Origin of the sequence: Photobacterium sp. MCCC 1A19761 (genome assembly GCF_037389125.1) — a bacterium.
Classification (GTDB): domain Bacteria; phylum Pseudomonadota; class Gammaproteobacteria; order Enterobacterales; family Vibrionaceae; genus Photobacterium.
Map to the genome: position 1 here is coordinate 86,383 of NZ_JAZGTF010000025.1, position 24,754 is coordinate 111,136.

Consider the following 24,754-nt stretch of genomic DNA (forward strand, 5'->3'; position numbering starts at 1 on the left):
GTGCTGTATTACACTGAGTAATGTTGATTACAGTCGAGTTCGTGCTCGTGTTGTTGGTTGCCGTGATGTGAGTTGCTAAAGCGAGCGGCAATCCAACGAGGTTACCCGGGGGAAGTCAAATGGCAGATGAGCAATATTCAGTCGGTACGGTCCTGAAGGTGCGTTGCAGTACTTACTGGCATTACGGAATTTCGGACGGTGCCGACGGAGTGATCCATAACTCAAAGAAAAGGCGCCAGGTCCAATATGACTCCCTGATGGAATTTGCCGAAGGGCGCGCAATCGTGGTCAGCGACATTACCAGCGCGCAACCGGCACTGGCTTATGAGTACGCTGCGGCGCAGATCGGGCGCTCTTATAATTTGTTCAGTCAAAACTGCGAGCAGTTCGTACGCGAAGCCCACGGGCTCTCTGTTGAATGTACCCAGTTTCAGCAATGTCTGTTGGCGTTTGCCGGGGGCTACATTGCATTGAATGCGCGGCTGCCGGTGCTGAGAATGGCCGGAATTGGCTTGTTGCTTGGCGCGGTCACAGCGCCGAGTGAGCAGCGGCCGTACCGGCGGGCTGTGAAAGGGGCCAAAATGGCGGCTGCCGGTTCCATGTGGTTGGCGCATTGGGCCAGGAAGTTGACCTTTTAGGCTCCATCACGCTCTGAACTTAACATCTCGAACTTAACATTTTCAATTCTAAAGTCAGTGCTTTGAGCCACAGGTTAACGCCTCTCGTCTCAGGCATGTGTCTTGACGGTAACGCCACAGCTTAAGACGGGCACGGATTTGTGACTATTGGATCTCTCCCACAGAATTCATTCTGGTGTGCAGGTATGTTAATAAAAAGTAATTGAGCAATTGCACTAATCGAGTGAGATTTCTGTGACGATTTTAATTGAACGTAACCATGACATGCCGATGGATGATATTACGGCGTTGTCAGAGCAAATCGCCGGGGAGCTGGCGCAAGAATACGGGCTGAACTGGACGTGGCAGGGGAACCGACTGATGATCCGTCACGCGTCTGCCAGAGGGTTCTTGTTATCGGAAGAAGGCAAGGTCACGATTGAGCTCAAGCTTGGGTTCGCTGCTAGTTTTTTTTCAGCCAGTATTGAAAGTCATATCTCTGAGCGGCTCGACAAGCTGCTGCTTGCAAGCTAATCCCGCTACCGCTGCGACCGGGGCCACCCACTCAGGCCCTGCTTTTCAAACCGTCTTGTCTTCGCCAATCCGCTGTTTTACGAATCTTTGATCCAGTCCACGATAAATCGTTGTTTTAGTAAGACCATTCTAATTGAAATTCTTATTCTCTAGTTAAGCAGTCAGGCAATACCCACTGGCTGACACAGTTATCACAGAGATACGGAGGGCAGATTCATGGGCATCTTTAAACAGACTGCGGAAGAATCCAGAAAAGAGCAGATTCGGGACGCGATGGTCTACAACATCTGGTTAGCCGGCTTGGGCGCTTACGCGAAAAGTACCGAGGAAGTGAATCAGCTGTCAGATAAAGGTAAAAGCTTATTTGATGAGTTGATTGAACGGGGCCGGATGGTTGAGTCAAAAACCAAGGAACGCGTGCATACCGCAAGATCTCAGACATCGGTTGCGATTGAAGAGCGGGTTCACACCATGGTTCAGAAATTGATTGGCATTGATAACGATCGTCTGGATCGGGTTGATGACAAGATTGACCAGTTGACCGCCAATATTGAAGCGCTACTGGCTCGCCAGGAGGCAAACGCTGGCAAAGCTGCTGCGAAACCGGCTGAAAAAGTAGCTGAAGAGAAACCAGCGGCTACTCCAGCCCGTAAACCCAGCGTCGCACGCCGTAAGCCGGTGAAAGCCACGGCTGCTTCCACGGGTAAAACGGCAGAAAAACCGGCCGCTGCGGCGGCATCGGCGGAAAAGCCATCGGTTGAGAAGCCATCCACAGCCAAGCCTTCGACGGCGGCAGGTGGGACGACCGCAGTAACAGCGGATGACAAAAAATCAGCCGCGGATTCATAACCCGCGGCAGGTGAAGGTGAGCGCATCAAAGCACCATCACCGTTCAGCATGAATACCGGGCATCAGCGGTTGCCGGTGAGAACATTAACTCTTTTTATCCAGCGTTGAAGCGCGGGGGAGATGACAATGAGCGATAACACAGTAGTGAAAGCGGCGAAAAATGTCGTGGAAAGCGGTGAAGGGATTGCGCGCAACATTTGGCTGGCGGGCCTGGGTCTTTACAGCCGTAGCCTGGATGAAGCGCAGCAATTGAATGAAAAAACCACACAGGCATTCGAGGAGCTGGTTGAACGCGGTAAGCAAGTGGAAACTGAAGCGAAAGAGTGTATCGGTAAAAATGCCGAGAAAGCGACTGATGAGGTTGAAGCGGGGATGAACGATCTGTTCTATCGCTTGAGCGGCGTTGATCGTGAAAAGCTGGAGCGCATGGATGAGAAGATCGATAAGCTCACCGCTGCGGTCGAGAAATTGGCGGCCGAAAAATAGTCGCTGATACAGAGTTACCACTTTTATGCCAGTCAGATCAATAGGTAACTCTGTCGGGTGAATGGTCGACCCAGTCAGCAGATCATTTACCTTTTAGGTTGCGCGTGGGCCATGCACGCGCACCTTTTTTCTGTTGCGAGTCAATCTGTTGTAAGACAAGCAGAAACTGATGGAGTGTGTTGGAATCGCCGTATCAGGAGCAGTCAGGTCAGGATAGCGAGAGTTGTCGGATATTGACCAGTACGGATATTACATTCTAAATTTGTAACTGAGATGTAATAAAGGTGGTGCTTATGGATAGTTGGCGAAATAGGGCTTTCAATAAGGTTTTATTTCGAATCATGCGGCAGCGGCTTGCCAATTGCCATTCGACCGAAGAAATGCGTGATTTGATTTTAAGCATTGATAATTACGGTGCTTTTATTTCATCTCCCAGTGGGATGGAAGTGATCCCGACCCGCTTTGCCGATGTTTCCTGTGACTGGGTCAATATGCCGCACAGTAATGGAAAGCACATTATCCTGTATTTTCACGGGGGTGGTTTTTGCTTCCACAGTCCTAAAATCCACAATGCATTCCTCGCCCGTCTGGCGAATGCAACCAAATCCCGGGGATTGATGGTGAATTACCGTCTGGCACCGGAGAATCCGTACCCGGCAGCCCCGGATGACTGTTTCGCGGTATATCGGGCCTTGTTACACAAAGGCTATCTGCCACATCAGATCATTCTGGCCGGGGATTCGGCGGGCGGGAATCTGGCGATGACGACCATGCTCCGGGTGCGGGAATCCAATTTACCCATGCCGGCCGGGGCGATTTTGATGTCCCCGGTGTCGGATATGGCGGTCACCGGCGAATCGGCCTTTAAGAAATGCAAGGATGATCCGTTTTTCGACCTTAGTACCTTGCTCTTGATGCGCAATAACTATATCGGCTCGCAAAACCCATGTGACCCGGATATCTCGCCTTACTATGCCGAGCTTCATAGCCTGGCGCCGGTCTTTATTACCGCCGGGACGGAAGAGTTGTTGATGGATGATGCCCTGCGATTGGCCGAGAAGGTTGCAGATGCTGGCTGCGATGCGACGATTAATATCGTGAAAGGGGTCCCGCACGTCTATCCGCTGTTTTACCAACTCAGCGAAGCCCGGGATGCCATTAAACTGATGGCAGAGTTTGTCCTCGACCGGTACAAGCAAGCCAAAATGGAACATAAAGAAGCCTGTTAGTCCGAAGAAGTCTGCCAGCGACAAGCACAGGCTTTCGCCAGCCAATTTCTGTCTGTACATCTCACTCATGGCCAGATATATGTTCAGGGCTCCTTCCGCCCTGATTGAAAAGCCTGTGTCGTCATGCTTTACCCGGCCTCGGGTTGCGGTTATTTGCAGATTCGATATGCTCACCCATGCATTAATAGCCGACCGTTGTCACAGGAGTTTTGAGATGGAAGCGCAACAACTGACGTCGTACCTCGATACATTACCGGCCGCAGAGCCGGGGTATCCGTTCGGCCCGGAAGCACTGGTGTACAAGGTGAAGGGAAAAATGTTCGCGCTGGTGGGCGAGCATGAGGGTACAACGCGGGTGACGTTGAAATGCCAACCTGCTGACGGTGAGCTGTTGGTGAGTCAGTTTGATGGGATTATCCCCGGTCATTACATGAATAAGCGTCATTGGATAACCGTGTCTTTGGCAAGCGATGTCGATGATGCCATGTTGTCCGATCTGGTCAGCAAGTCATATGCGCTGGTCGTCAGCAAATTGAAAAAGGCAGATCGGGAGTCCCTGGAAATTCCGGGAAACCTGACGGCGGATTCATGAAGATTTGATTCATGAAAATTAGTTAGCGGGTCCAGTTGTCTGAATCGCAACTCAGTGGGTATGAGCTATCGTTGAAAGCTGCATTGCTGGCGTGTCACACCAGCGATGCATTATGAGTCAGGCTTGTTTGGCTTAGACTCGTTGTCTTGCTTAGGCGTCGTTGTACGGCCTAGAAGTTGTAGGTGAGGCTGACTGGATTTTCGATGTCCTGAATGGTCGACTCCTGACGGCCATCATACTTCGCCAGTACGGCATATTTCCCTTTCGAGACCTTCACCATCACCTCGTTCCCTTGACCGACCGGTTGCCCGTCCAGGTAGAACTGTGCATGTTTGTTGCTCAGTAAACGGATGTCAAAGGATTCCACCCCGACTTCCTTCACAATCTGAGCGTCGATTTTCTCGTCATACTGAACAAACAGGTTCAGCCCAACCTGGTACTCGACATTGCCCTCGTAGTCCATGGTTGCTGCCATCACCTTGAAATTGTTCGTCGAGCTGGTGATGTCGATTTGGCCAAAGCGATTTTCAATGGCATCGTTGATCAATTTAGATGTAGTTTGCTTGCTCTCAAAACAGGCGCGGATGGACTGGTAAGGTGAGCACTGGAGCTTGCCGGACACGGACATCGGGACCGGGTTGGCAAACTCGGCTTTCAGGCGATTCACGACCGCGCTTCTGACGGCATTGAGCTTGTCGCTGTAGGCTTTCTTCGACTCGCGTAGCGCGCCGTTGAGTTGGTCGATTTTGTGGTTCAGTTGTTTAATCTGAGCGGCATTCTTGCTGATCTGTTGTTGGTTTTGTTTAATGGCCTGTGAGGTTTTCTTCATGGCCCCGAAGTAAAACTCAGTTTTCTCACCACTGCCGGACAGCATCTCGTCACTGAGTTTCTGTTGATAGTCCAGATACAGTTGCTTATCCCTGTTAATCGCGGTATTCAGATCTTTGCTTTGCGTACTGAGAGAGAAGATCGTACTGCTGACCTTGGTAAGCTCTTTCAGCTCAGTCGTGTTGTTGTACTGGGCTTGCAGCGCCTTGACCTGTTCGGCCTCGCTGTCGCTGAGTAACGTCGTGCCATGGCTGTTGAAGGACAAACCAACAGCAGCCAGAAGAATCGCTTTCTTAAACATGGGGTGATTAACCTTTGGCAATGATTATTTTCCACAGACATGCCAGGTTGTTTTGTTGTAGTACGACACATCTTAATCAAGCATTTACTGTAATCACAATTGTGAAAAGATGCATGCTTTTTATCTTGAATTGCCGTAAAAATAATACATTAATCAAGTTTTTATCTGTGGTTTTCCAGCTTGTTGCGATGGGCGAAAAAATAACGCCACGAGAGAGCGGCGTTATTTCAGGTTTGATGAGGGCCGATTCGGGCGTGTTGGGCTAACTGACCAGCTCGTCCAGCAGATCCTGGTGGGTGTAAAAAGGCGACTGGGCTGACTCGGTCAGGTAAGGCTCGACCATCGAAATCAACCGCAACACGCCGGCGCGGATCAGGTCATTTTCGCTGTATTTGTCATCCAGCAGGGTTTGATAGTTCAGCCAGTTGAGACTCACCAGCAGCAGGTTATCCGCCAGCAACGGCAAGCTGGCCTGATCGCACTTGAGTTTCCCCAGGCTGATCAAATGCGCCAGCATATCTTTGCTGAGTTGGCGGAGTTTGAGGATCAGGGCGCGGATTTTTCGTTTGATCTGCGGGCTCTGGCTATTGAGAGTCTCTAAGTTTCTGAACAAGAACCGATAATGGGTAAACAGCGCCATAATGGTATGCATGAACGGCCAGTAGTCGTTGAAGTCTTTGACTTGCTTCGGGTACTCGTTGCTCAAGGTTGTCACGGAGTTTTGCAGCTCTGCGACCAGGGTGGCGATAATTTCATCCTTACCGCGGAAATGGTAATACAGGTTGCCCGGGCTGATCCCCATTTCCGTGGCAATGATCAAGGTGCTGACCTGAGCGATACCGTCACGGTTAAAGAGTTCAAGGCTGACTGCTAAAATCCTGTCACGGGTTTTCATAAGAACTTCCTTGTGTTGAAACCGGTTGTTGGGAAGAGACTATTCCTCAGTCTCTAACTGCGGCAGTTTGTCGCATAAGAATTGATACTCGCTTTGCATCTGGTGCTTGATGTCATCGCAGATGAAAGAGACCAGTGTGCTGCCCACCAAAGGCACGGCTGAAGTCACGGTCATACTGACATCATTCCGTGTGGCAATGCCCGGCATTTCTCCCGGTTCGCTCAACAGCATTCGGCCGCTGACGGACGCCGGAACGCCAACCAACTCGACTTCCATGTTGCACAACAGTTGCTCGTTTTCCTGCCAATGCCAGCTCTCTTTCTGACGCACGGTGTTAAAGCTGCCGAGAAAGCGCTTGAGAACCCCTGGGACATTTGCCGGTACTTCTCGTTGTGTTTCGATGAAAAAGCCGTCTTCAGTTTCTTCGATTTTCAGGACCTGGATATTTCGGGCACCCAGTTGCTGATACTTTTCAAGGATCAATGCTTCTTCACTGAAATAGCGGAGCAGGGTGTCCAGATCTTCCTTGTATTCATGAATGGCGGTGACTTGCATAACGTTTCCTTCCGTTTTTGATTTCGTGCCTGACCAGACCGCGCCGGTGATTCGATTGCAGTAATCTGGTCGGATGACTTACTTTCAGTGTGCATCCGAACGGACAAAAAACAAACACCGGCCTTTTGAAATCAGGGATGGATCAATATTCCATCTGGGTATTTTGACGATTTAGAGTAATTGTTCACAAAAGCCCGGCAGGATTTATGAAACGTACATGTGCAGTCTTTTGCGAAGAATGTGTTCGCAGGAGGAGCAGATGAGCTGTGATATGGCAACGCATGGTTGAAAGAGAAAAGTTGTTTTGAAGGAGATGCTACTTTGATGGTAAAAGTGGAGGATTAAATTGATAGATCTTTAAATTGATGGATTTCCTTCTGGCAGAGTCTTTCGCGATTGATTAAAAATGCTATCAAAGTGAGCGGTGTGCCTGACAGGCGGTTGCGCTAGGTTCAGGCTTTGCTTAGCCAGAAACCTGTCGGTATTCCCAGAAAAATACGGTGACTATGACGCGCTCGCCATCGCTCTGTGTTCTGCCTTACCTGACTGACACCGTGTCGAAACACCACATTATCGAAACACTACAGTGTCGAAAATGTGGTGCTGCCGGGACCGTTAGCCATCTGTCCAGACCTGCCGCCCGGTGCGCTCGAAGTTATAGCCGCCGAGCTGAACGCCTTTGGCCTGAATGGCCGGGTCAGACAGCAACTGCATTAGCTGCTGGTGGAGCGCACGAAAGTAGATATTCCTCGGGATCACCAGCTCAAAGGCTTCCCGGCACAGCGGAATGAAGCCCAGTCCGAATTCACCCGCAGTGCTCTGGCTGGCACAGCCGACATCCGCCTGTTCACGGGCAATCGCCGAGGCCAGTTCCCGCTCGCTATGACAGATATCAACCTGGTTCAGCATCTCAATATTGCTGGCGTAACCGTGGAGCCATTCACTCAGCGCACGCATGCTCCCGGCACCTTCTTGTCTCAGGACCCATCGCCATCGCGGGGACAGTAGTTCCTGCAGAGTCAATGAGCGGTTGTTGATGCATGCTGCAATGTCGTGACTGACGACCAGGCCCTGCTGGCGTTCAAACGCATGGATCAGCACCCAGTTTTTTGTGACCAGGGTATTGTTGCAGCAGTGCCGGGTGGCGGAGCGGGGCTTCGTCGGCTTGTCCCCAGTGGATCGCACAGACATCGACATGACCTTTGGTGAGCATCGACAATCCCAGGCGTGTTCCGGTGGAGGTATAGCCGACTAAAGTGGTACTGCCGAGTTTGTTGGCCAGGAGACTGACAATCATCTGCAGGAGCAGATCATCAGAGCCAGCGATTAGCAAGCGATCCGTCAGCACGCCATTGTGGCAGGATTCAAGCAGCCACTTATCGAGTATGGATTTGGGAAACAGCCACTTGCCGGTGACTTTCGTCGCCGGGAGCTATATGGATGGTGAGTATCAGGTGTTGCATGTGGCGATCCCGTTGCCTGTTCAGGCCTGGATGGAAGCGTTTATCGGCCGTCATGGCGAGCTGATTGAGGTGAAGCGTAAGAAAGGTCAGGGCAAGAAACAAAAGGGGCGCTCCAGTGGCAACTAGTTTTTTACAGCGTTGGTCTCAACGTAAACGTGCTGCGGAACATTCGGAACCGGATGAACATCGCACGAATAAGGCGGTTTCCGATGGCGTGTCAAAGCCCTCACAAGAGGTCTCGTCAGCGAATATTGCTGATATATCCCTCGATAAAACTGGTGCCGATGGCGACGAATCTGCGGCGCCTGTGCTTCCCACCATGAATGAAGTGGCTGCTGTCAGTTATGAGCGCGGCGTAGCTGCCTTCATGCAGGCAGGCGTTGAGAAGGCCGTGAAGAAGGCTGCGCTGCTGAAGCTGTTTCATTTCGACGAGTATAACTACATCAGTGACATGGAAGATCACACAGAGGATTTTGCCGGTGTTGCGTCTTTGGATCGGCAGGTGACACAAACTTTACGTCGATGGGTCAATCAGGCGGTTGAGCAACCCACATCTGCGTCATCAGCAGCAGAGCAATGGCAGCTCGATGTCGAAAAAAAAGCGAATGTCGACACGTCAGCGGGTGTGGCTGATGCGTCATTGGTTTCATCTCAAGTTAATGAGACGGAAAGTCAGGATGCAGATGCATCTCAGGAAGGAATCGTTGCACTGGAGACATCGGGTGCCTCGAAAACCGAGGAAGGTTGAGGTAACCCTAAAAAGTCTCGGGACAATTTGCCCCAGGGGAGTGTTTCGGATGAGACAAATTGTCCCAATACAAAGGCAGTGATGAACCCACTTCTGACTTTAACGCCTTTTACGTCATTTCTTTACATTCAAAGTTGGTTCGTTAATTGCTCTGTTAAAGCCGCAGTTCGAGCAGAAGCTTAAAAGCGCGCTGCATCCTAGCGACCCAATGTGACAAAACAATAAATCGGTTGCTTATCCCGTTTGCCTCTCGCAAGGGCCAGCAAGTATCCCCCTACTCAAGATGCTTGTTGTGATGACGGGGATACGTACATAGGAATTATCATGATAATCAGCACACTTGAAGCATATTCAGATCCAAACGGGCGAGCGAGGCAGGTTGCTGTCGCCAATACGGTCGAGTTGTCTAATTTGATCCCGCCGACGGTTTCTTATGAAAGCCGGGGCCATGTTCTCCTGATTGGCGGGCAACATATGATTACTGCGTTAGTGAGCCAGTTTTCCGCGTTGAAGTCTGTGACCCTACTGGTGCATGAAAATGGGCGGCATGGTGGGGAAGCATAAGGGCAGCCATCCATCGGCCGGTTTTTCGAACGGCGGTGAGAAGGTGATTTACTGGCTTCTGATGTTCTTCGGCACCTTTATTGTGGTGAGCGGTTATATTTTCGATTTCCCGATTTTCGGCCAAACCCGACGGGATATGGAGTGGTCCAGTCTGATCCATATGTTTGCCGCGCTGATCCTGATTTGTGGCTTTGTGTTCCATATTTATATCGGTTTGTTCGGCATGGAAGCGGCATTGGATGGGATGATTACCGGCGAAGTTGATGAAACCTGGGCCAAAGAGCACCATGATTTATGGTACGAAGAGGTGAAACATTTACCGGAAAATCAGCCGAAACAGACGTCAGAACCATCTGAATCGGCGTTGTCATCACCGAGTATCAAAGGCGTTTAATCGCTGCGTCAGCCGGTCGCAACAAGGCGATCGGCTGGGGTTGCAACACTTTGTGATATAACTCAATTTCAGTGGTATCAATTAGATAAGTCATCTAATGCACTATAACTTTGTGTCTTGTTCTTCATATTCGACCAATGTCGTATACATTTGACTTATAACACCCTGAAAACAATGCTATAAATAGCTTAACCAGACAAAGAGGGCGGATTTATGCTTTTCCCATATCGAAATATTGTTGTATTGACCGGCGCGGGGATCTCTGCGGAATCGGGCATCCGGACCTTCCGGGATCAGGATGGATTATGGGAAAGTCATCATATTGAAGACGTCGCCACGCCGGAAGGCTACCGCCGAAATCCCGCGCTGGTTCAGGACTTTTACAATCAGCGACGACAGCAACTGCTCGGTGATACGGTGGCACCAAATGCGGCACACCTGGCGCTGGCAAAACTGGAGCAGGAGCTCGACGGCAAAGTGACCATTGTCACCCAAAATATCGATAACCTGCATGAAGCCGCGGGTACCCAGAATATTATTCACATGCATGGTGAGCTGCTGAAAGCCCAATGCAGCCAAACCGGCCAGACCGTGAGCTGGCAAGGCGATATTTCTCTTGATGATCACTGCCACTGTTGTCAGATGCCGGCGCCGATGCGTCCTAATGTGGTGTGGTTCGGAGAGATGCCGATAGGGATGGATCGGATTCATGACGCGCTGGTCGAAGCTGATTTGTTTATCTCAATCGGAACATCCGGTGCAGTGTACCCCGCGGCCGGATTCGTCCATGAAGCCACGATGCATGGCGCGCATACCATTGAGCTGAACCTGGAGCCGAGCGAAGTTGAAGATGAGTTCGCTGAGAAACGCTATGGCCCGGCTTCGGTTCTGGTACCGGAACTGGTCGACGAGTTGCTCGGCCGTCAATAACATCCGATATAGCCGACCCATGAAATCGCCCGCTATTCGCGGGCGATTGTCTTTCCGGAACTGACACAAGTGGATTTGAGGAGCCATTTGGCGCGAGTGAGATCGTAGAGCCAGTTGAACACCATGGCGTAAACCAGAAAGAAGACCACCACACCCAGATCCAGGATCAATACAGTCCAGAAGTCCAATTGCAGCGCCCACATGAGCAAAGGCACCGTGACCACCAGTAAACCCAGTTCAAACCCGAGAGCATGACCTGCTCTCGTGAACCATGTTCGCATGATGCGCTGGTGACCGAAAATCTGATCTAACATCAGGTTATAGAGGTAGTTCCACACCATTGCCATCAAAGAGAGGAGTAGCCCAATCCCGCCGACCAGCGTTGGGTCATGACTGGTAAACAGGCTGGCGCCCAGCATCATCATGAGCAGCGCGAAACACTCAAACAACATCGAGTGCAGCAGACGTTTTTTGACCGACATTGCCTTTTCAGTTGAGAAAAATTCTGCCTTGTTCTCAAGTATTTTTCCTACGCTATATCTGATCACTTACTTACTGTGATTGGTATTACTTTGATTGGGATAAATTTGGCGGAGAAAGGGCAGGGGCTACGCATAAAAAACTCGGGCCTGGGCCCGAGTTTGTAAGATTTGAAGCGCTCGGGGATTACTGACCCGCTTTCAGCTTCTGGAAGTATTCTTCGTACAGTGTATTGGCACTGCCGACATTGTTCTGCCATTCACCGGCATCCATCACCGCTTGTGGCGGGTAGATGTTGGTATCATTGACAAACGAGGCCGGCAGCAGCTTTTTCGCACCTGCAACCGGAGTCGGGTAACCGATCTCCAACGCGATTTTCGCGGCGTTGTCCGGGCGCAGCAGGAAGTCGATCATCTTATGAGCGGCCTCAACGTTCTTCGCGGCAGCCGGAATCGCCAGGCTGTCCATCCAGAAGATAGCACCTTCTTTCGGCCAGATGATCTCAACCGGAGCACCTTCCTGACGGGCCATATAGGCGGAGCCGTTCCACAGCATGCCCAGAGAGGTTTCACCCGCCATGTACGGGTTGGCCGGGTAATCTGAGTTGAATACCAATACGTTCGGCATCAGTTTCTTCAGCTCTTCATAGGCAGTTTTGATCTCTTCCGGCTTGGTGGTGTTGGCTGAATAGCCCAGTTTGCGTAGCGCAATGTGGAAGAACTCACGGGCATCGTCCATCATCATCAGCTGGCCTTCCCATTTCGAATCCCACAGGTCTGCCCAGCCACTGATTTCGGCTTTATTCATCATATCCGTGTTGACGCCAATTCCGGTCGCGCCCCAGATATACGGAATCGAATAGTCGTTGTTTGGATCGAATGGTTTGCGCATGAAGTTCGCATCCAGCTGTTCAAAATTGGACAGCTTAGATTGATCGATTTTCTTCAGCATGCCTTCGTCACGCATTTTAGACACGTAGTAGGTAGAAGGGACCACCAGGTCGTAGCCTTCACCATGCGTCTTCAGCTTGGCATACATGGTCTCATTGGACTCATATGTTGAGTAGATCACTTTAATGCCAGTTTCTTTCGTAAACTGTTCCAGTACCTCGGCTGGAATATATTCAGACCAGTTGTAGAAATACAGCTCTTCGTCCGCCGCTGTAGCCATGCCGGAAAACATAGCCATCGCGCAGACGCTGCCGGTCATTAAAGAAGACCATTTGTTCATTGTTATATGCTCCAAATTAACAGGAATTCTGAGAGTATTCTCAGGCGAGGATTCTTGCAGCTGAAGTGCCGAAGAACGCTGTTTCGCCTTCCCTCATTTCGTTGCCATTGTGGGGAGGCTCCCGTGCAATGACGTTAACATACTGAGTTATCAGGTGGAATATTATAGCAGAAGTGGGCAAAAGCGCAGGCGGTGAATTGTTTCAGGGTGAGTTGTCTGTCGGCAATCTGAGCAGAATGGTCACAATTGCGAAAGCAATTGGGGGAGTGGGGCGTGCAGGCAGCCGGGCGGCTGCCTGCAGCAATGGAGATTACTCTCCGGCTTTCAGTTTCAGGAAGTAGTTTTCATAGCGAATGTTCATATCGCCAACTGAATCCTGCCACTCACCGCGATCGAGATCTTCTTGCGGTGGGAACAACGTCGGGTTGTCCTTGTACTTGGCATTTGACGCCTTGATTGCAGTCAGGTAGCCCGTATCTTCAGAGATCTTGGCTGCAATTTCAGGGCGCAGCAGGAAATCAATCATCTTGTGGGCAGCATCGACATTCTTGGCATTCTTGGCAATAGCCAGGCTGTCTACCCAGAAGATACCGCCTTCTTTCGGCCAGATCAGTTGAATTGGCAGACCTTCACGCTGAGCCGCGGCTGCAGAGCCGTTCCACAGCATGCCCAGGCCAACTTCACCGGCCAGGTATGGTGCTGCTGGGTTATCCGAGTTGAACACCAGGACGTTCGGCATCAGTTTTTTCAGCTCTTCATAAGCTTCGTCGATCTGTTTTGGATCCGTTGTGTTACCGGAATAGCCCAGCTTGCGCAATGCGATGTGGAACACTTCACGCGTGTCGTCCATCAGCATCAGCTGGCCTTTCAGCTCAGGGTTCCACAGGTCAGCCCAGCTGTCGAAATCAGCCGGATCATACATGTCGGTATTGACCGCCAGACCGGTCATTGCGATCACGTGCGGGATCGAATAATCGTTTTTCGGGTCAAAAGGCTTGTCCAGGTAGTTGCTATCAAGTTCTTTGAAATTGGTTAGCTTTGATTTATCGATTTTCTGTAACATGCCTTCATCGCGCATTTTCGCAACGAAGTAAGTTGACGGCACGACCAGGTCATAACCTTCCGGGTGCGCTTTTAACTTCGCATACATAGTCTCGTTCGACTCGTAAGTCGAATAAATCACTTTAATACCAGTTTCTTTTGTGAACTGTTCACGAAGCTCCGTAGAAATATACGGGCCCCAGTTCATAAATACTAATTCCTTGTCTTCTGCATTGGCGAAGCTGGAAAACAGAGCTGCTACACATGCAGTACCGGTGAGAAAAGCGGACCATTTTTTCATTTGATTATCGTCTCCAAAACCCGTTTAGGGTATTGATAAAAAACAAGTGGCCGGATTGGGCCACTTGCTCCGTTATTGGCAAGGTGCCAAATTACTTAATTTTTTCCCGAGCCAGCAGCTGGGAGCTGATCACCAACACCAGGGAGACAATCAGCATAATGGTTGCCAGGGCATTCACTTCCGGTGAGATCCCGACTTTAACCATAGAGTATATCTTCAGCGGCAGAATCTCATAGCTCGGCCCGGTTACAAATGAGCTGACGATGACGTCATCCAGTGACAGGGTAAAGCTGAGCAGCCAGCCGGCAGCAACCGCAGGTTTTGCCAGCGGCAGGATGATTTGTTTCAGGATCACCCACTCGCTTGCGCCTAAATCCCGTGCGGCTTCCAGCATTTTGACATCAAAGCCTTTCAGGCGGCTGTACACAGTCACCACCACAAACGGCAAACAGAACGTGATGTGCGACAGCAGCAGGGTTAAAAAGCCCAGCTCAGCGCCAATCAGGATAAATAGCGCCAGCAGCGAGATCGCCATGACGATATCCGGTGACATCATCACCACAAACAGCATCCCGTTGACAAAGCCTTTGCCGCGGAACTGATAGCGGAACAGGGCGACGGCTGTCAGGCTGCCGATAATGGCGGCTGCAGTTGCCGAGAACACCGCAATATTAATCGAGTGCCATGCCGCCTGCATCAGGCTGTCATTGCTGACCAGTTGTTCGTACCATTTGGTGGTAAACCCGCCCCATTTCATGCCGAACTTGCTGGCATTAAAGGAGTTCACAATCAGAATGATGATTGGGGTATACAGGAACGCATACACAACCGTCATCAGGCTGAATTTAAATAGGCGTCCCATTATTCCAACTCCACTTTACGGTTTAACAGCTTGCCGGCGCGGTAGTAGGCATACAACATGACGGCCATGGCGATTGTCAGTGCAATACTGGTTGCCGCACCAAACGGCCAGTCCCGGGCGTTGAGCACCTGGCTCTTAATCACGTTACCGATCAGCAGGTTCTTCGCGCCGCCCAGCAGGTCAGCCACATAGAACATTCCCAGCGCAGGCAGCAGAACCAGCAGGCTCCCGGCAATGATGCCCGGCATGGTGAGCGGGAAAATCACCTTCACAAATGTCTGGAATTTGTTGGCGCCTAAATCCCGCGCCGCTTCGATGTAGTTGTGATCCAGCTTCTCAATCGCGGAGTACAACGGCAGTACCATAAACGGCAGCAGGATATACACCAGGCCGATCATCACAGCATATTCGGTGTACATAATGCGCAGCGGCTTATCAATGATGTCCAGGTAGAGCAGGGTATTGTTGATCACCCCGCGGGTTCCCAGCATGATCTTCAGGCCATAAGTCCGGATCAGGGAGTTGGTCCAGAACGGTACAATCACCAGGAACAACATGAACGGACGCCACTTCACCGGCATTTTGGCGATCGCATATGCGAACGGGTAGCCAATCAGCAGGCAGAGCAGGGTCGCCACCAGCGCCATATAGAATGAATGCAGCATGACCTTGGCATACAGCGGGTCAAACAGCCGGATATAGTTCTCAAGCGTGAAGGTCATCTCGATTAGGTTGGCATCATCCCGGGTCAGGAAGCTGGTTCCGATGATCATCAGATTCGGCAAGAAGACGAACAGGACCAGCCAGCTGACAATCAGCGTGATGATGATTGTCTGAAGATTAAGCTTCTTGTTCATCAGCCAGCACCACTTCCCAACTATCAACCCAAGTAACAGCGACTTTCTGATCAAGCGAGTGGTCTACATCCGGATCATCTTCGTTGAAAAATTCGCTGACCATGACCGATTGCCCGGATTCCAGTTCCACAACTGAATCCAGCGTCATGCCTTTGTATGTCCGTTCACGTACGTAGCCAATCATGCCGTTCGCGGAATCGCCGTTGTTCAGCTCTTCCAGGCGAATATCTTCCGGACGCAGCAGCACTTTCAGCTTATCGCCGGCAATGACCGGCAGCTTGCAGTGCAGCTTCGCCGGGCGGCCTTCCAGCTCGGTGAGGATTCGCTCATCATCCAGGCGCTCGGTTACGGTGGCGTCAAATACATTAATCTCGCCAATGAAGCGGGCAACGAACAGGTTTTTCGGCTCTTCGTAAATTTCACGCGGTGAACCATCCTGTTCTATGTTGCCGTTGCGCATGACGATGATGCGATCGGACATCGACAGGGCTTCTTCCTGATCGTGAGTCACGAAAATAAAGGTGATCCCCAGTTTACGCTGCAGCTGCTTGAGCTCAATTTGCATCTGCTTACGCAGCTTGTAGTCCAGTGCGGAAAGTGATTCATCCAACAGCAGAACCTTCGGCTTATTGACCACAGCACGAGCAATGGCAACACGCTGCTGCTGGCCACCGGAAAGCTGATGGGGTTTGCGCGGGGCATATTCATCCAACTGGACCATGCGTAGCGCTTCCATGACGCGAGGCTCGATGTCGCGCTCAGCAACTTTCTGCATGCGAAGGCCAAAGGCGACGTTGTCAAACACCGTCATGTGCGGGAACAACGCATAACTTTGAAAGACCGTGTTGACATGACGTTGCTCGGCTGGCAAATCAGTGACGTGACTGCCTGCGATCACAATGTCACCGGCGTCAGCATTTTCGAAACCGGCAATCAGTCGGAGAACGGTTGTTTTTCCGCAGCCAGATGGGCCCAGAATGGTAAGAAACTCACCATCATTCACATTCAAATCAAGACCCGTGATGATTTGCTTTCCATCAAAGCTTTTGCTCAGCCCTTTGAGCTGAATCACCGGCGCTTTCGTTGTATCTGCAGCGTTCAATTGTACGTGATCTCCACCTTGGGGTTTCATAGGAGCCCCCCAACTATTCGGATGAATTTAGGGGGCGCATGATAGTCGCCTAAACGCGTAAATTAAAGCGTTTTTTCATGGTTTTTTTAGCATTATTTCATTGTTGCTGTCGCCTATGTATGACAGCTGTCATCAGGCCCATCATAGATAACATTTTTCGTGGGCAAAGTGATGACAGTCTCAATGTATTTCAATGCGATAAAAACATTGAAGGCGTTGTTTTTTCCGTGGCGGGGAATAGCTGTAATGAATAGATTGTGCTGAATTTCGGCCAACTTGTGGGTGCGCCCATCAGGAATCTTACGGATTTCGGGCTGAACGATTTTTATATCGTTCTCAGCTGTCGTACAATCACGCCTTTATGACTCTGCAAAAGTTGATGAAACAGAATGAACAATAAAACTTTCCATGTTGGCGGATCGATAGAGAAAGCGATGAATGGCAGCGCTGAACTTCAGGCGGTCGCCGTGCTCCAGGAAGCCTGGAAGGTTACAGCCAAAAATTTCTTCACTTTCTTTCCCGCGATTGTCGGTTTGTTCCTGGCTCAGGTCGCGTTGCTGATGGTCGGGCTGCAAGTTCAGTTGGGCGATCCGGCGATCTTCTTCGATGCCATTATCTCTGGTGAAATGATCACCCCGGAGATTATTCAGGCCGGCTATATGGCAAACTTTTGGTCGGATGTACTGAGCGCGCCGCTTTATGCCGGTTTGAGCCTGATGGCATTGAATCACGCCGTGGGCCTGCCAACTAAGCCGAGCCATTTGGTGAAAGGTTTCCCGTTCACGCTGGTATCTGTCGTGACCATGCTGTTGATTTCCTCGCTTCAGGGCGTTGGCAGCGCTATTTTCCCGCTCATCGGCCTGTTTTTGTCGATGGCGTTCAGCATGGCGATTATTTTGGTTTGTGAAAAACGGATCAGCCCGCTGAAGGCGATTCAATATTCTGTGGTTGCAACCATCCGTAAACTGTTGCCGCTGACGGCGATCTTCCTGGTCATTCTGATCCTGATTTCCCTGTCGTTTGCGACCTTCGGCTTGGGCCTGATTTGGACCGTGCCGTTTTTCTTCAATGTCAAAGGAATTATCTATCGGAACCTGTTCGGCATTACGCTCCAGGTGACCAATATGAAGCCGGGCAGTGGTGACGATCCATCAAAACAAGAAGAGACAAAGGTTTTTAACGCGTGATCCCCCTGAAAACAAAAATAAAAAAAAACACATGGATGATGGTGCTCGCCGGGCTGACGGCCTGTGGCGAGCCCCCCCCAACGACACCGACAACCGCCAGTGAACCCCTCCATGCCGTGTACGCCACCAAACCGGATTTCCGCGCCATCACCGATGTAAAGCAGCGCAAATCCGCTTTCTTTGATTACCTTCGCCCGGCGGTGGTGTTTGAAAACCAGCGCATTGAAGGCGAACGTCAGTTTCTGCTCGATATTCAGCAGCAAATGGATGCCGGGCAGCCGCTGGGCAGTGATGTGATGGCGCAGGTCAATGATTTGTCCCTGGCCTATATGGTGACCCTGGATAGTGATGCGGTCACTCAGCCCTGGCTGAACAGCATGCTCAAACGCGTGGATGTCCTGCCCGAGAGCCTGGTGCTGAGCCAGGCTGCGAATGAATCCGGGTGGGGCAGGTCACGCTTTGCCGTTGAAGGGAATAACTATTTTGGTCAATGGTGTTATCGTGAAGGCTGTGGTTTGGTCCCGTCCGGTCGAACGGAAGGGGCAAGTCATGAAGTCGCGGTGTTTGCTTCGCCTCATCTGTCGGTGAAGGCGTATTTTATGAACGTGAACCGTAATCCGGCTTATGCCGAGTTACGGGAAATTCGAGCTTTACAACGTCAGGCCGGCCAGCGTGTTGAAGGTCAGCGACTGGCGGAAGGGCTGCACCGCTACTCTGAACGTGGTCATGCGTATGTTGATGAAATCCAGTCCATGATCAAACATAACAATCAATATTGGCGCCAAGGATAAAGGATGAAGTTAGGCCATTGGCTTTTGGCTGGCATGTTGGCCAGCACAACGGTATTCGCCCAGGATGTTGCTGCTCAGAACATTGAATTACGCTACAGCGCGCTGTACGGTAAGCTGAAGCAGAATGTGAAAGAAGGTCACGACGATGTTCGGATTGCCTTGTTCCTGTTGGAGCAAAACACAGGAGAAGTCTGTCGCATTCATCATGGCTCGATGCGCAAAGACAAGCACTATGAAGAGCTGGTGATCCCGGCCAACAACGAGCTGCTTGTGCCCATCGATAATAATCTGCGTCAGGCCAACCCGGATGTGACCTTTGTGATCGATGACGGTATTACCTGCGATATGTCCATGCAGGTGATTGCGAATCAAACGTATGGGCAGCAGATCAGCCGGGCTGATATTGCGGCATTGACCCCGCAGATGGATCAGCTTCTGGCGGATTTGGGCGGCATGTTCTCCAGTTGGTTTATGCCGGAAGTGGGCGGTGTGGTCCTGCATTTTGATCAGGAGATTGCCGATGGTTTGTCGACTTCTCAAGGCAAAACGATTGTGGTCAACCAGCGCAAGGCCGTGATCAAACTGGCCGAGTTGTCGGAGGGTGAAGTGGTTTCCTTACCGGTTCCGGCCAACAAAGTGACGCCTTGGATCCCAAAAAGCTAATCTGACACCTTGCGATGCAACGCTAGTTTATTCGGCTTTCATTAGCGCTTTGAATACAAACGGCCCGGGTAATGACCCGGGCCGTTTTTTTCTTTCCTGTTGAGCGATCGTTTGAACAATCGCTGAAACGGATATTACTTATGCCAGGACTTGCTGTATCTCAGTCTTGATGCTGTCGGATTGGGTGCCGAAGATCGCTTGCAGGTTGTCTCCAATCACCAGTACCTCCCGGGCGCCTAACTGCTTTATCTTCTTAATGTCCGCTTGCTTGATGTCGTGTACAGACACGCGCAGGCGGGTGATACAGGCATCCACATGCTTGATGTTGGCTTTACCGCCCAGGGCACCAATCAAATTTTCAGCAAGTTCAGAGCCGATTTCCGCAATCTGGCTGACCGCACTGGCTTCTTCTGTTTCCCGTCCCGGCGTCATCAGGTTGAGTTTGGTGATCAGTAGGCGGAACACGGTGTAGTACATCAGTGCCCACAGCGGCCCGATGATGATAAATAACCAGGCATTTTGTGACAGTGGGTAGTAGATCAGAAAGTCGATCGCACCGTGAGCGAACGTGACACTGTGATGAATGTCCAGCGCACTGACCAGTGCAAACCCAATGCCGGTGAAGATACAGTGGATCACATACAGGACCGGTGCAACAAACAGGAAGGAGAATTCCATCGGCTCGGTGATCCCGGTCAGCCAGGAAGTCAGGGCCGCTGAAACCATGATCCCGCCGACCAGCGCACGTTTCTCCGGTTTGGCCGAGCGGTAGATCGCCAGGCCAATCGCCGGGAGTGCCCACATGGAGTACATGTAGCCGCCCGCCAGATTCCCCGCAGTCGGGTCACCGGCAAGGTAACGTTGGATTTCCCCTTTAATCACGGCGCCGGTTTCCGGGTTGACGTATTCTCCGACTTCAAAGAAGAACGGCACATTCCAGATGTGGTGCAACCCGAAAGGGATCAGTGCCCGCTCAACAAAACCGTAAATACCAAAGGCTAAAGTCGGACTCTGATAGGCTGCCCAGTGGGAGAAGGTGTCGATTTGATTGCCGATCGGCGGCCAGACATAGCTCATGACGACCCCGAGGGCGATGGCGGTCACACCGGTAACGATCGGGACAAAGCGCTTCCCGGCAAAGAAGCCGAGGTATTCCGGCAGGCGGATGTTATAAAAACGCTTGAATAACACCGAAGCGATGGCCCCGATGATAATCCCGCCGAACACGCCGGTGTTGATGGTTGGGATCCCGATGACAGTGGCGGTTTCGATGCCGTGGAGCTTGGCCATCACCCCCATGGTCGCCGTCAGGATTGCAAATCCCACGGTGGCAGCCAGCGCTGCAACCCCATCGTTATCACTGAGCCCCAGGGCGACCCCGATGGCAAAGATCAGGGCGAGGTTGCTGAACACCGCGTCGCCGGACATGGCCATGATGTCTGACACCACGGTAGGGAGCCAGGAAAAGTTTGCCGAGCCAATCCCGAGGAGCAGACCGGCAATCGGTAAGACGGCGACCGGTAACATCAGTGACCGGCCGATGCGTTGTAACAGACCAAAAGTAGAGTTGATCATCATTATCGTCCTTGTAGTAAGTGGTACTTATGTTCAACGCTTACTGTACGGAATATAAATATCGTGAAGGTAAGGTATGGTTATCGGTTTGTAAGAAGACGCTTACAAACCCATTCAAAATTGATCTTTTTATGCCGGAGATAATTGATAGAATGAAATTTATAAAATATGTTTATTGTTTGTTCATTGCGACTTTGACCCGGTGAGACATAACTTTGCACAAGAAAACAATTTTGGTTGTCGATGATAGTGAAGAAATTCGGGATGCTTTGAGTGAATATTTAGGCCGTTCCGGGTTTGAGGTCTTAACCGCTGCTGATGGGGATGAAATGTGGCAGCACTTTCACCGCCGGGAGCCGCATTTAATTGTGCTCGATATCATGTTGCCGGGCGATGACGGGCTGACCTTATGCCGGGAAATCCGCACCCGCTCTCATGTGCCGATCCTGATGCTGACTGCGGTCTGTGATGAAGTGGATCGGGTCGCCGGGCTGGAAATTGGCGCCGATGATTACATGACCAAAACCTTCAGCCCGCGGGAGCTACTGGCCCGGATCAAAGCTTTGCTCAGGCGCAGCCAGTTTAACCGCAGTGCTGCGACAGGCCGCCAGATCCAGTTTCTCCACTGGACTTTTGATACGGTCAAACGCCAGTTAATCCACCATAACGGGGAGATCACCCAACTGTCAGGCGCTGATTTCTCTTTGCTTAGCCTGCTGTTACAGCATCCGAACCAGCCCTTAAGCCGTGACGACATTGCCCGCTTTGTCTGGGGGCGTGATGCCGATCCGCTGGAAAGAGGGATTGACGTGCAAATGAGCCGGCTGCGCAAACATCTGCAAGATGACGATCGCTCGATTATTATCACCGTCAGAAACAAAGGGTATATGCTTGCTGTCGATGCCCGGGGCGAATGAGGATTGGCCGGAGGGGGCGCGCAGTGAAGACCGGTTTTTTCAAATCCATCACGTTCCGGGTGGTGATCACCTTGCTGACCACGATTCTGATTGCCGAATTGCTGGCAGGGCTGATCTGGTATCAGACCAATAATGCCGCCAAGGAAGAGAGTGCCCGCCATACCATCGCCAATATCACCAAAGCCGCTGCCGATACGTACAACTATTTCCAATACCTGCCGGTGAATTATCGGCATTTGATTTTGAACCAATTACGCGAAGTCGGCGGGACCCGGTTCTTTATTTCGATCAACCATCGGTATATCGAGATGGATGCGGTGACCGATTTATCGTTTACCGATTGGTTAACGGTGTTTGCGGCCCAGCAGCTGAACCAGCAAGTCGGGGCCGATCGCCATGTTGCGGTGACCATTACCCGCCGGGAAGATATTCGCCTGTTTAATTCCGGGATTAAGCTCGCAGAGCTTCCCGAAATTTGGACTAAATACAGCCTAGTACTCGGGGAGTTGGATTTACCGATTGTGGTGATGCAAATCAAAATATCTGAGCAGGAATGGTTCTATATTGCTTCGGTGTTGCCGGTGCCATTTTCTTCACTGACCAGCCAGTTTATTGATCAGCGCCAGTTGTTATTTCTGGCTGTCGCTTCGGCGTTACTGATGTTCGGTACAGCCTGGGTACTCCAGCGGGAAATTCGGCCGATTAAATCCCTGGCGAAAGCCGCAACACTGATGGGGAGCCCGTTGACAGTCGCTGAAATTGCAGAAGCCGGCAGTAATGAAACCCGCAGCGCCATTCATGCATTTAACAAAATGAACCGCCGGGTGAAAGCTTATATTCGGGATCGGGAAATGCTGTTCAGCGCTATTTCACATGATCTGAAAACGCCGCTCGCCTGCCTCAAACTACGTACAGAGATGCTTGACGACGCGCGAACCCGCCAGCGGTTTGAAAAATTGCTTGATGAAGTCGATTTAATGTTGAAAGGGGCGCTGCAGTGCATCCGGGATACGGATATTCACGAAGAGCCGGAGTGGATTGATATCCAGCAGATCCTGCAGGGATGTGCTGATTACCATAATCGCCAGCAACCGCGGGTCACGATTTATCCCGCGCAGCCCAAACCCTACCTTGGCAAACCCATTGCCGTGAAGCGTTGTATTTACAACGTTATTGATAATGCAGTGCTCTATGGAGATCGCGTGGAAGTTCGGGTGACTGATTCGGCGGATGCGCTGCATCTGCGGATCCGGGATCATGGGCCGGGGATTGACCACAAGCTGCTGGAGAAGGTGTTTGAGCCTTACTATCGTGCAGGCAGAAAGGATGACACCGGCTCCGGGCTGGGGTTGACGATTTCCCGCAGTATTGCCCGCTCTCATGGCGGTGATCTGAAGCTCAGGAACCATGACGAGCAGGGACTGGAAGTTGAGTTGTGTTTTGCGAGAGACAGATGAAGTTTTTATTGATGAAGTTTTTATGGATATTGATGCTGAGCGGCTGGACGCTCACCGCACATGCCGATCAGACCGTTCATTTTTTGCATTGGTGGACCTCACGGGGGGAAGCCAATGCGACTGCGATTGTTGAGCAAACCCTGAAAGCTTCTGGATATTCGGTGGCCAGTGTGCCGATTCAGGGCGGTGGAGGCGGGACCGCAAAATCTATTTTGCAGGCGAGAGCCATTGCCGGTAATCCACCGGACATGGCGTTGCTGGAAGGGCCGGCCATTAAGTCCTGGGCGGCTTTGGGCTTTCTGCATTCATTGGCACCGATTGCCCAAAAGCAGGCATGGAACCAGCACCTGAACCCGCTGGTACGCGATATTCACCAGTTCAATCAGGAATATGTCGCGATCCCGATCACCATTCATCGTCTGAACTGGGTGTGGGTGAATCATGAGGTTCTGGCGACCTATAAGCTTCCGGTGCCCCGGGACTGGCAGGAGATGCTGACCGTTTTTCGTCAGCTGAAGCAGCAGGGGGTCCCGCCATTGGCAATTGGGAATGAGCCGTGGCAGGTGGTGCAGTTGTTTGAAAATATCGCGTTTGGTCTGGGTGGGCCGGATTACTATCGTCGCGCTTTCATCGAGCTGGATGCTCAGGCGCTCGACAGCGCGGTAACCCGGGAAGCTCTGAGCCTGTTTCGCGACATCAGCGAGATTGTATTGCCGGACCTGACGCGTCAGCGTTGGGAAGAAGCAACTCAGGCACTGCTGAGCGGTCAGCGTGCTTTTCAGATCACGGGGGATTGGGTGGCCGGGGAGCTGATTGCACTGGCCGGGCAGTTTCCGGAGACCATTTCTTGTTACGCAGCACCGGCCCGGCAGCCCGGCTTCATTTACAATATGGACAGCTTTGCGCTGTTTAAAAGTCCGACGCTGAGCGAGCAACAGGCGAATGACATTGCGGGAGTGCTTTCCAGCCCGGACTTTCTGCGTCAGTTTAATCAGACCAAAGGCGCGATCCCGGCTCGTCGGGATATATCGTTGGCTGGGTTTAATGCCTGTTCGGTCAAGGCCATGGCTGATTTTCGGCAGGCGGAGCAAACCCAAACGCTGGTTCCCAGTATCATTGACTCCATGGCCGTCAGCCCGGTGATCCAGAAAGCAACCACCAGTGAGCTGTACCGGTTTTTCAATCATCCTTCGGTCTCCGTGGACGATGTGATTACACATATCAAGAATATGGAAGCTAGCGGGTTAACACTGTAACGCCATGATTTTGTGGCTGT

The 24,754-nt window shown here is 51.4% G+C and carries 25 protein-coding genes and 3 pseudogenes; 17 read left to right on the plus strand and 11 right to left on the minus strand.

The features are described from left to right. Nucleotides 1–119 precede the first annotated feature (119 nt). The 6 genes from VV869_RS19170 to VV869_RS19195 all read left to right on the plus strand — a co-directional run bounded on the left by VV869_RS19170 (nucleotide 120) and on the right by VV869_RS19195 (nucleotide 4,307). Complete coding sequence (locus VV869_RS19170) at nucleotides 120–638, plus strand: lecithin retinol acyltransferase family protein (protein WP_337736530.1); 519 nt, start codon at nucleotides 120–122, stop codon at nucleotides 636–638. A gap of 234 nt (nucleotides 639–872) precedes the next feature. Next, the gene (locus tag VV869_RS19175; RefSeq protein WP_337736531.1) at nucleotides 873–1,151 is read left to right on the plus strand and encodes a polyhydroxyalkanoic acid system family protein; all 279 of its coding nucleotides are present in this window, start codon (nucleotides 873–875) and stop codon (nucleotides 1,149–1,151) included. A 216-nt stretch (nucleotides 1,152–1,367) separates the two neighbouring features. Then, entirely contained in the window at nucleotides 1,368–2,000 is a 633-nt protein-coding gene (locus tag VV869_RS19180; RefSeq protein ID WP_337736532.1) for a phasin-related domain-containing protein, read from the plus strand. Between the two features lie 126 nt (nucleotides 2,001–2,126). Next, the gene (locus VV869_RS19185; RefSeq protein WP_337736533.1) at nucleotides 2,127–2,486 is read left to right on the plus strand and encodes a phasin-related domain-containing protein; all 360 of its coding nucleotides are present in this window, start codon (nucleotides 2,127–2,129) and stop codon (nucleotides 2,484–2,486) included. 341 nt (nucleotides 2,487–2,827) lie between these two features. After that, entirely contained in the window at nucleotides 2,828–3,715 is an 888-nt protein-coding gene (locus VV869_RS19190; protein ID WP_337736534.1) for an alpha/beta hydrolase, read from the plus strand. Nucleotides 3,716–3,929: 214 nt separating this feature from the next. Further along, a complete protein-coding gene (locus VV869_RS19195) occupies nucleotides 3,930–4,307 on the plus strand; it encodes an MmcQ/YjbR family DNA-binding protein (RefSeq protein WP_337736535.1) in 378 nt (125 codons plus the stop codon). 169 nt (nucleotides 4,308–4,476) lie between these two features. Here the strand turns inward: VV869_RS19195 and VV869_RS19200 are convergent, their stop codons facing one another. From VV869_RS19200 to VV869_RS19215, 4 genes and pseudogenes are all read right to left on the minus strand, one after another. Beyond that, the gene (locus VV869_RS19200; protein ID WP_337736536.1) at nucleotides 4,477–5,436 is read right to left on the minus strand and encodes a hypothetical protein; all 960 of its coding nucleotides are present in this window, start codon (nucleotides 5,434–5,436) and stop codon (nucleotides 4,477–4,479) included. Between the two features lie 262 nt (nucleotides 5,437–5,698). Further along, nucleotides 5,699–6,331: a TetR/AcrR family transcriptional regulator gene (locus tag VV869_RS19205; protein WP_337736537.1), complete on the minus strand. Its 633-nt coding sequence runs from the start codon at nucleotides 6,329–6,331 to the stop codon at nucleotides 5,699–5,701. A gap of 39 nt (nucleotides 6,332–6,370) precedes the next feature. Then, the gene (locus tag VV869_RS19210; RefSeq protein ID WP_337736538.1) at nucleotides 6,371–6,886 is read right to left on the minus strand and encodes a DUF2505 domain-containing protein; all 516 of its coding nucleotides are present in this window, start codon (nucleotides 6,884–6,886) and stop codon (nucleotides 6,371–6,373) included. Nucleotides 6,887–7,501: 615 nt separating this feature from the next. Further along, nucleotides 7,502–8,318: pseudogene (locus VV869_RS19215) on the minus strand (substrate-binding domain-containing protein); the annotation flags it as partial. Here VV869_RS19215 and VV869_RS19220 point away from each other — a divergent pair. The 5 genes and pseudogenes from VV869_RS19220 to cobB form a co-directional block, all read left to right on the plus strand. Beyond that, nucleotides 8,308–8,475 (plus strand): annotated as a pseudogene (locus tag VV869_RS19220) (DUF3305 domain-containing protein); the annotation flags it as partial. The pseudogenes VV869_RS19215 and VV869_RS19220 overlap by 11 nt on opposite strands. Then, entirely contained in the window at nucleotides 8,465–9,097 is a 633-nt protein-coding gene (locus VV869_RS19225; RefSeq protein WP_337736539.1) for a DUF3306 domain-containing protein, read from the plus strand. The pseudogene VV869_RS19220 and the gene VV869_RS19225, both read left to right, overlap by 11 nt. 324 nt (nucleotides 9,098–9,421) lie before the next feature. Then, nucleotides 9,422–9,661, plus strand: a complete 240-nt coding sequence (locus tag VV869_RS19230; RefSeq protein WP_337736540.1) for a hypothetical protein — start codon at nucleotides 9,422–9,424, stop codon at nucleotides 9,659–9,661. After that, a pseudogene (locus VV869_RS19235) lies at nucleotides 9,624–10,055 on the plus strand (formate dehydrogenase subunit gamma); the annotation flags it as partial. The gene VV869_RS19230 and the pseudogene VV869_RS19235, both read left to right, overlap by 38 nt. A gap of 213 nt (nucleotides 10,056–10,268) precedes the next feature. After that, nucleotides 10,269–10,985 carry a Sir2 family NAD+-dependent deacetylase gene (gene cobB / locus VV869_RS19240; protein ID WP_337736541.1) on the plus strand — a complete coding sequence of 239 codons (717 nt, stop codon included), beginning with the start codon at nucleotides 10,269–10,271 and terminating at the stop codon, nucleotides 10,983–10,985. Nucleotides 10,986–11,017: 32 nt separating this feature from the next. Here cobB and VV869_RS19245 read toward each other — a convergent pair whose 3' ends face one another. The 6 genes from VV869_RS19245 to potA all read right to left on the minus strand — a co-directional run bounded on the left by VV869_RS19245 (nucleotide 11,018) and on the right by potA (nucleotide 16,858). Beyond that, nucleotides 11,018–11,467, minus strand: coding sequence for a PACE efflux transporter (locus VV869_RS19245; protein ID WP_337736542.1), 450 nt, complete (start codon nucleotides 11,465–11,467; stop codon nucleotides 11,018–11,020). 184 nt (nucleotides 11,468–11,651) lie between these two features. Then, complete coding sequence (locus tag VV869_RS19250) at nucleotides 11,652–12,695, minus strand: extracellular solute-binding protein (RefSeq protein ID WP_337736543.1); 1,044 nt, start codon at nucleotides 12,693–12,695, stop codon at nucleotides 11,652–11,654. A gap of 310 nt (nucleotides 12,696–13,005) precedes the next feature. Then, nucleotides 13,006–14,037 carry an extracellular solute-binding protein gene (locus VV869_RS19255; RefSeq protein ID WP_337736544.1) on the minus strand — a complete coding sequence of 344 codons (1,032 nt, stop codon included), beginning with the start codon at nucleotides 14,035–14,037 and terminating at the stop codon, nucleotides 13,006–13,008. Between the two features lie 91 nt (nucleotides 14,038–14,128). After that, nucleotides 14,129–14,899: a spermidine/putrescine ABC transporter permease PotC gene (gene potC / locus VV869_RS19260; protein ID WP_261602724.1), complete on the minus strand. Its 771-nt coding sequence runs from the start codon at nucleotides 14,897–14,899 to the stop codon at nucleotides 14,129–14,131. After that, the gene (potB, locus tag VV869_RS19265) at nucleotides 14,899–15,756 is read right to left on the minus strand and encodes a spermidine/putrescine ABC transporter permease PotB (RefSeq protein ID WP_337736545.1); all 858 of its coding nucleotides are present in this window, start codon (nucleotides 15,754–15,756) and stop codon (nucleotides 14,899–14,901) included. The genes potC and potB overlap by 1 nt, the downstream gene beginning before the upstream one ends. Beyond that, nucleotides 15,740–16,858, minus strand: coding sequence for a spermidine/putrescine ABC transporter ATP-binding protein PotA (gene potA / locus VV869_RS19270; protein ID WP_337736546.1), 1,119 nt, complete (start codon nucleotides 16,856–16,858; stop codon nucleotides 15,740–15,742). The genes potB and potA overlap by 17 nt, the downstream gene beginning before the upstream one ends. A gap of 419 nt (nucleotides 16,859–17,277) precedes the next feature. On the opposite strand from potA, the gene VV869_RS19275 reads away from it, so the two are divergent. Genes VV869_RS19275 through VV869_RS19285 form a run of 3 tightly spaced genes read left to right on the plus strand, consistent with a single transcriptional unit; the run spans nucleotide 17,278 to nucleotide 19,529 of the window. Then, nucleotides 17,278–18,075: a hypothetical protein gene (locus VV869_RS19275; protein WP_337736547.1), complete on the plus strand. Its 798-nt coding sequence runs from the start codon at nucleotides 17,278–17,280 to the stop codon at nucleotides 18,073–18,075. A 35-nt stretch (nucleotides 18,076–18,110) separates the two neighbouring features. Further along, nucleotides 18,111–18,866: a glucosaminidase domain-containing protein gene (locus VV869_RS19280; protein ID WP_337736548.1), complete on the plus strand. Its 756-nt coding sequence runs from the start codon at nucleotides 18,111–18,113 to the stop codon at nucleotides 18,864–18,866. A 3-nt stretch (nucleotides 18,867–18,869) separates the two neighbouring features. Next, nucleotides 18,870–19,529, plus strand: a complete 660-nt coding sequence (locus VV869_RS19285) for a DUF2987 domain-containing protein (RefSeq protein WP_337736549.1) — start codon at nucleotides 18,870–18,872, stop codon at nucleotides 19,527–19,529. A 138-nt stretch (nucleotides 19,530–19,667) separates the two neighbouring features. Here the strand turns inward: VV869_RS19285 and ptsG are convergent, their stop codons facing one another. Continuing rightward, on the minus strand, nucleotides 19,668–21,104 hold the full coding sequence (gene ptsG / locus VV869_RS19290) for a glucose-specific PTS transporter subunit IIBC (protein WP_337736563.1): 1,437 nt from the start codon (nucleotides 21,102–21,104) through the stop codon (nucleotides 19,668–19,670). Between the two features lie 215 nt (nucleotides 21,105–21,319). On the opposite strand from ptsG, the gene VV869_RS19295 reads away from it, so the two are divergent. Genes VV869_RS19295 through VV869_RS19305 form a run of 3 tightly spaced genes read left to right on the plus strand, consistent with a single transcriptional unit; the run spans nucleotide 21,320 to nucleotide 24,734 of the window. Beyond that, nucleotides 21,320–22,021 (plus strand): response regulator transcription factor, encoded by a 702-nt coding sequence (locus VV869_RS19295; RefSeq protein WP_337736550.1) that lies wholly within the window; start codon nucleotides 21,320–21,322, stop codon nucleotides 22,019–22,021. A gap of 23 nt (nucleotides 22,022–22,044) precedes the next feature. Continuing rightward, complete coding sequence (locus VV869_RS19300) at nucleotides 22,045–23,478, plus strand: ATP-binding protein (protein WP_337736551.1); 1,434 nt, start codon at nucleotides 22,045–22,047, stop codon at nucleotides 23,476–23,478. Nucleotides 23,479–23,489: 11 nt separating this feature from the next. Beyond that, nucleotides 23,490–24,734: an ABC transporter substrate-binding protein gene (locus VV869_RS19305; RefSeq protein WP_337736553.1), complete on the plus strand. Its 1,245-nt coding sequence runs from the start codon at nucleotides 23,490–23,492 to the stop codon at nucleotides 24,732–24,734. Nucleotides 24,735–24,754: the final 20 nt, after the last annotated feature.

Bases quoted from the DNA above. Each gene is read 5' to 3' on its own strand.
- VV869_RS19170 (WP_337736530.1), top strand. From the start codon at position 120: ATGGCAGATGAGCAATATTCAGTCGGTACGGTCCTGAAGGTGCGTTGC.
- VV869_RS19180 (WP_337736532.1), top strand. From the start codon at position 1,368: ATGGGCATCTTTAAACAGACTGCGGAAGAATCCAGAAAAGAGCAGATT.
- VV869_RS19185 (WP_337736533.1), top strand. From the start codon at position 2,127: ATGAGCGATAACACAGTAGTGAAAGCGGCGAAAAATGTCGTGGAAAGC.
- VV869_RS19190 (WP_337736534.1), top strand. From the start codon at position 2,828: ATGCGGCAGCGGCTTGCCAATTGCCATTCGACCGAAGAAATGCGTGAT.
- VV869_RS19195 (WP_337736535.1), top strand. From the start codon at position 3,930: ATGGAAGCGCAACAACTGACGTCGTACCTCGATACATTACCGGCCGCA.
- VV869_RS19200 (WP_337736536.1), bottom strand. From the start codon at position 5,436: ATGTTTAAGAAAGCGATTCTTCTGGCTGCTGTTGGTTTGTCCTTCAAC.
- VV869_RS19205 (WP_337736537.1), bottom strand. From the start codon at position 6,331: ATGAAAACCCGTGACAGGATTTTAGCAGTCAGCCTTGAACTCTTTAAC.
- VV869_RS19210 (WP_337736538.1), bottom strand. From the start codon at position 6,886: ATGCAAGTCACCGCCATTCATGAATACAAGGAAGATCTGGACACCCTG.
- VV869_RS19230 (WP_337736540.1), top strand. From the start codon at position 9,422: ATGATAATCAGCACACTTGAAGCATATTCAGATCCAAACGGGCGAGCG.
- cobB (WP_337736541.1), top strand. From the start codon at position 10,269: ATGCTTTTCCCATATCGAAATATTGTTGTATTGACCGGCGCGGGGATC.
- VV869_RS19245 (WP_337736542.1), bottom strand. From the start codon at position 11,467: ATGTCGGTCAAAAAACGTCTGCTGCACTCGATGTTGTTTGAGTGTTTC.
- VV869_RS19250 (WP_337736543.1), bottom strand. From the start codon at position 12,695: ATGAACAAATGGTCTTCTTTAATGACCGGCAGCGTCTGCGCGATGGCT.
- VV869_RS19255 (WP_337736544.1), bottom strand. From the start codon at position 14,037: ATGAAAAAATGGTCCGCTTTTCTCACCGGTACTGCATGTGTAGCAGCT.
- potC (WP_261602724.1), bottom strand. From the start codon at position 14,899: ATGGGACGCCTATTTAAATTCAGCCTGATGACGGTTGTGTATGCGTTC.
- potB (WP_337736545.1), bottom strand. From the start codon at position 15,756: ATGAACAAGAAGCTTAATCTTCAGACAATCATCATCACGCTGATTGTC.
- VV869_RS19275 (WP_337736547.1), top strand. From the start codon at position 17,278: ATGAACAATAAAACTTTCCATGTTGGCGGATCGATAGAGAAAGCGATG.
- VV869_RS19280 (WP_337736548.1), top strand. From the start codon at position 18,111: ATGATGGTGCTCGCCGGGCTGACGGCCTGTGGCGAGCCCCCCCCAACG.
- VV869_RS19285 (WP_337736549.1), top strand. From the start codon at position 18,870: ATGAAGTTAGGCCATTGGCTTTTGGCTGGCATGTTGGCCAGCACAACG.
- ptsG (WP_337736563.1), bottom strand. From the start codon at position 21,104: ATGATCAACTCTACTTTTGGTCTGTTACAACGCATCGGCCGGTCACTG.
- VV869_RS19305 (WP_337736553.1), top strand. From the start codon at position 23,490: ATGAAGTTTTTATGGATATTGATGCTGAGCGGCTGGACGCTCACCGCA.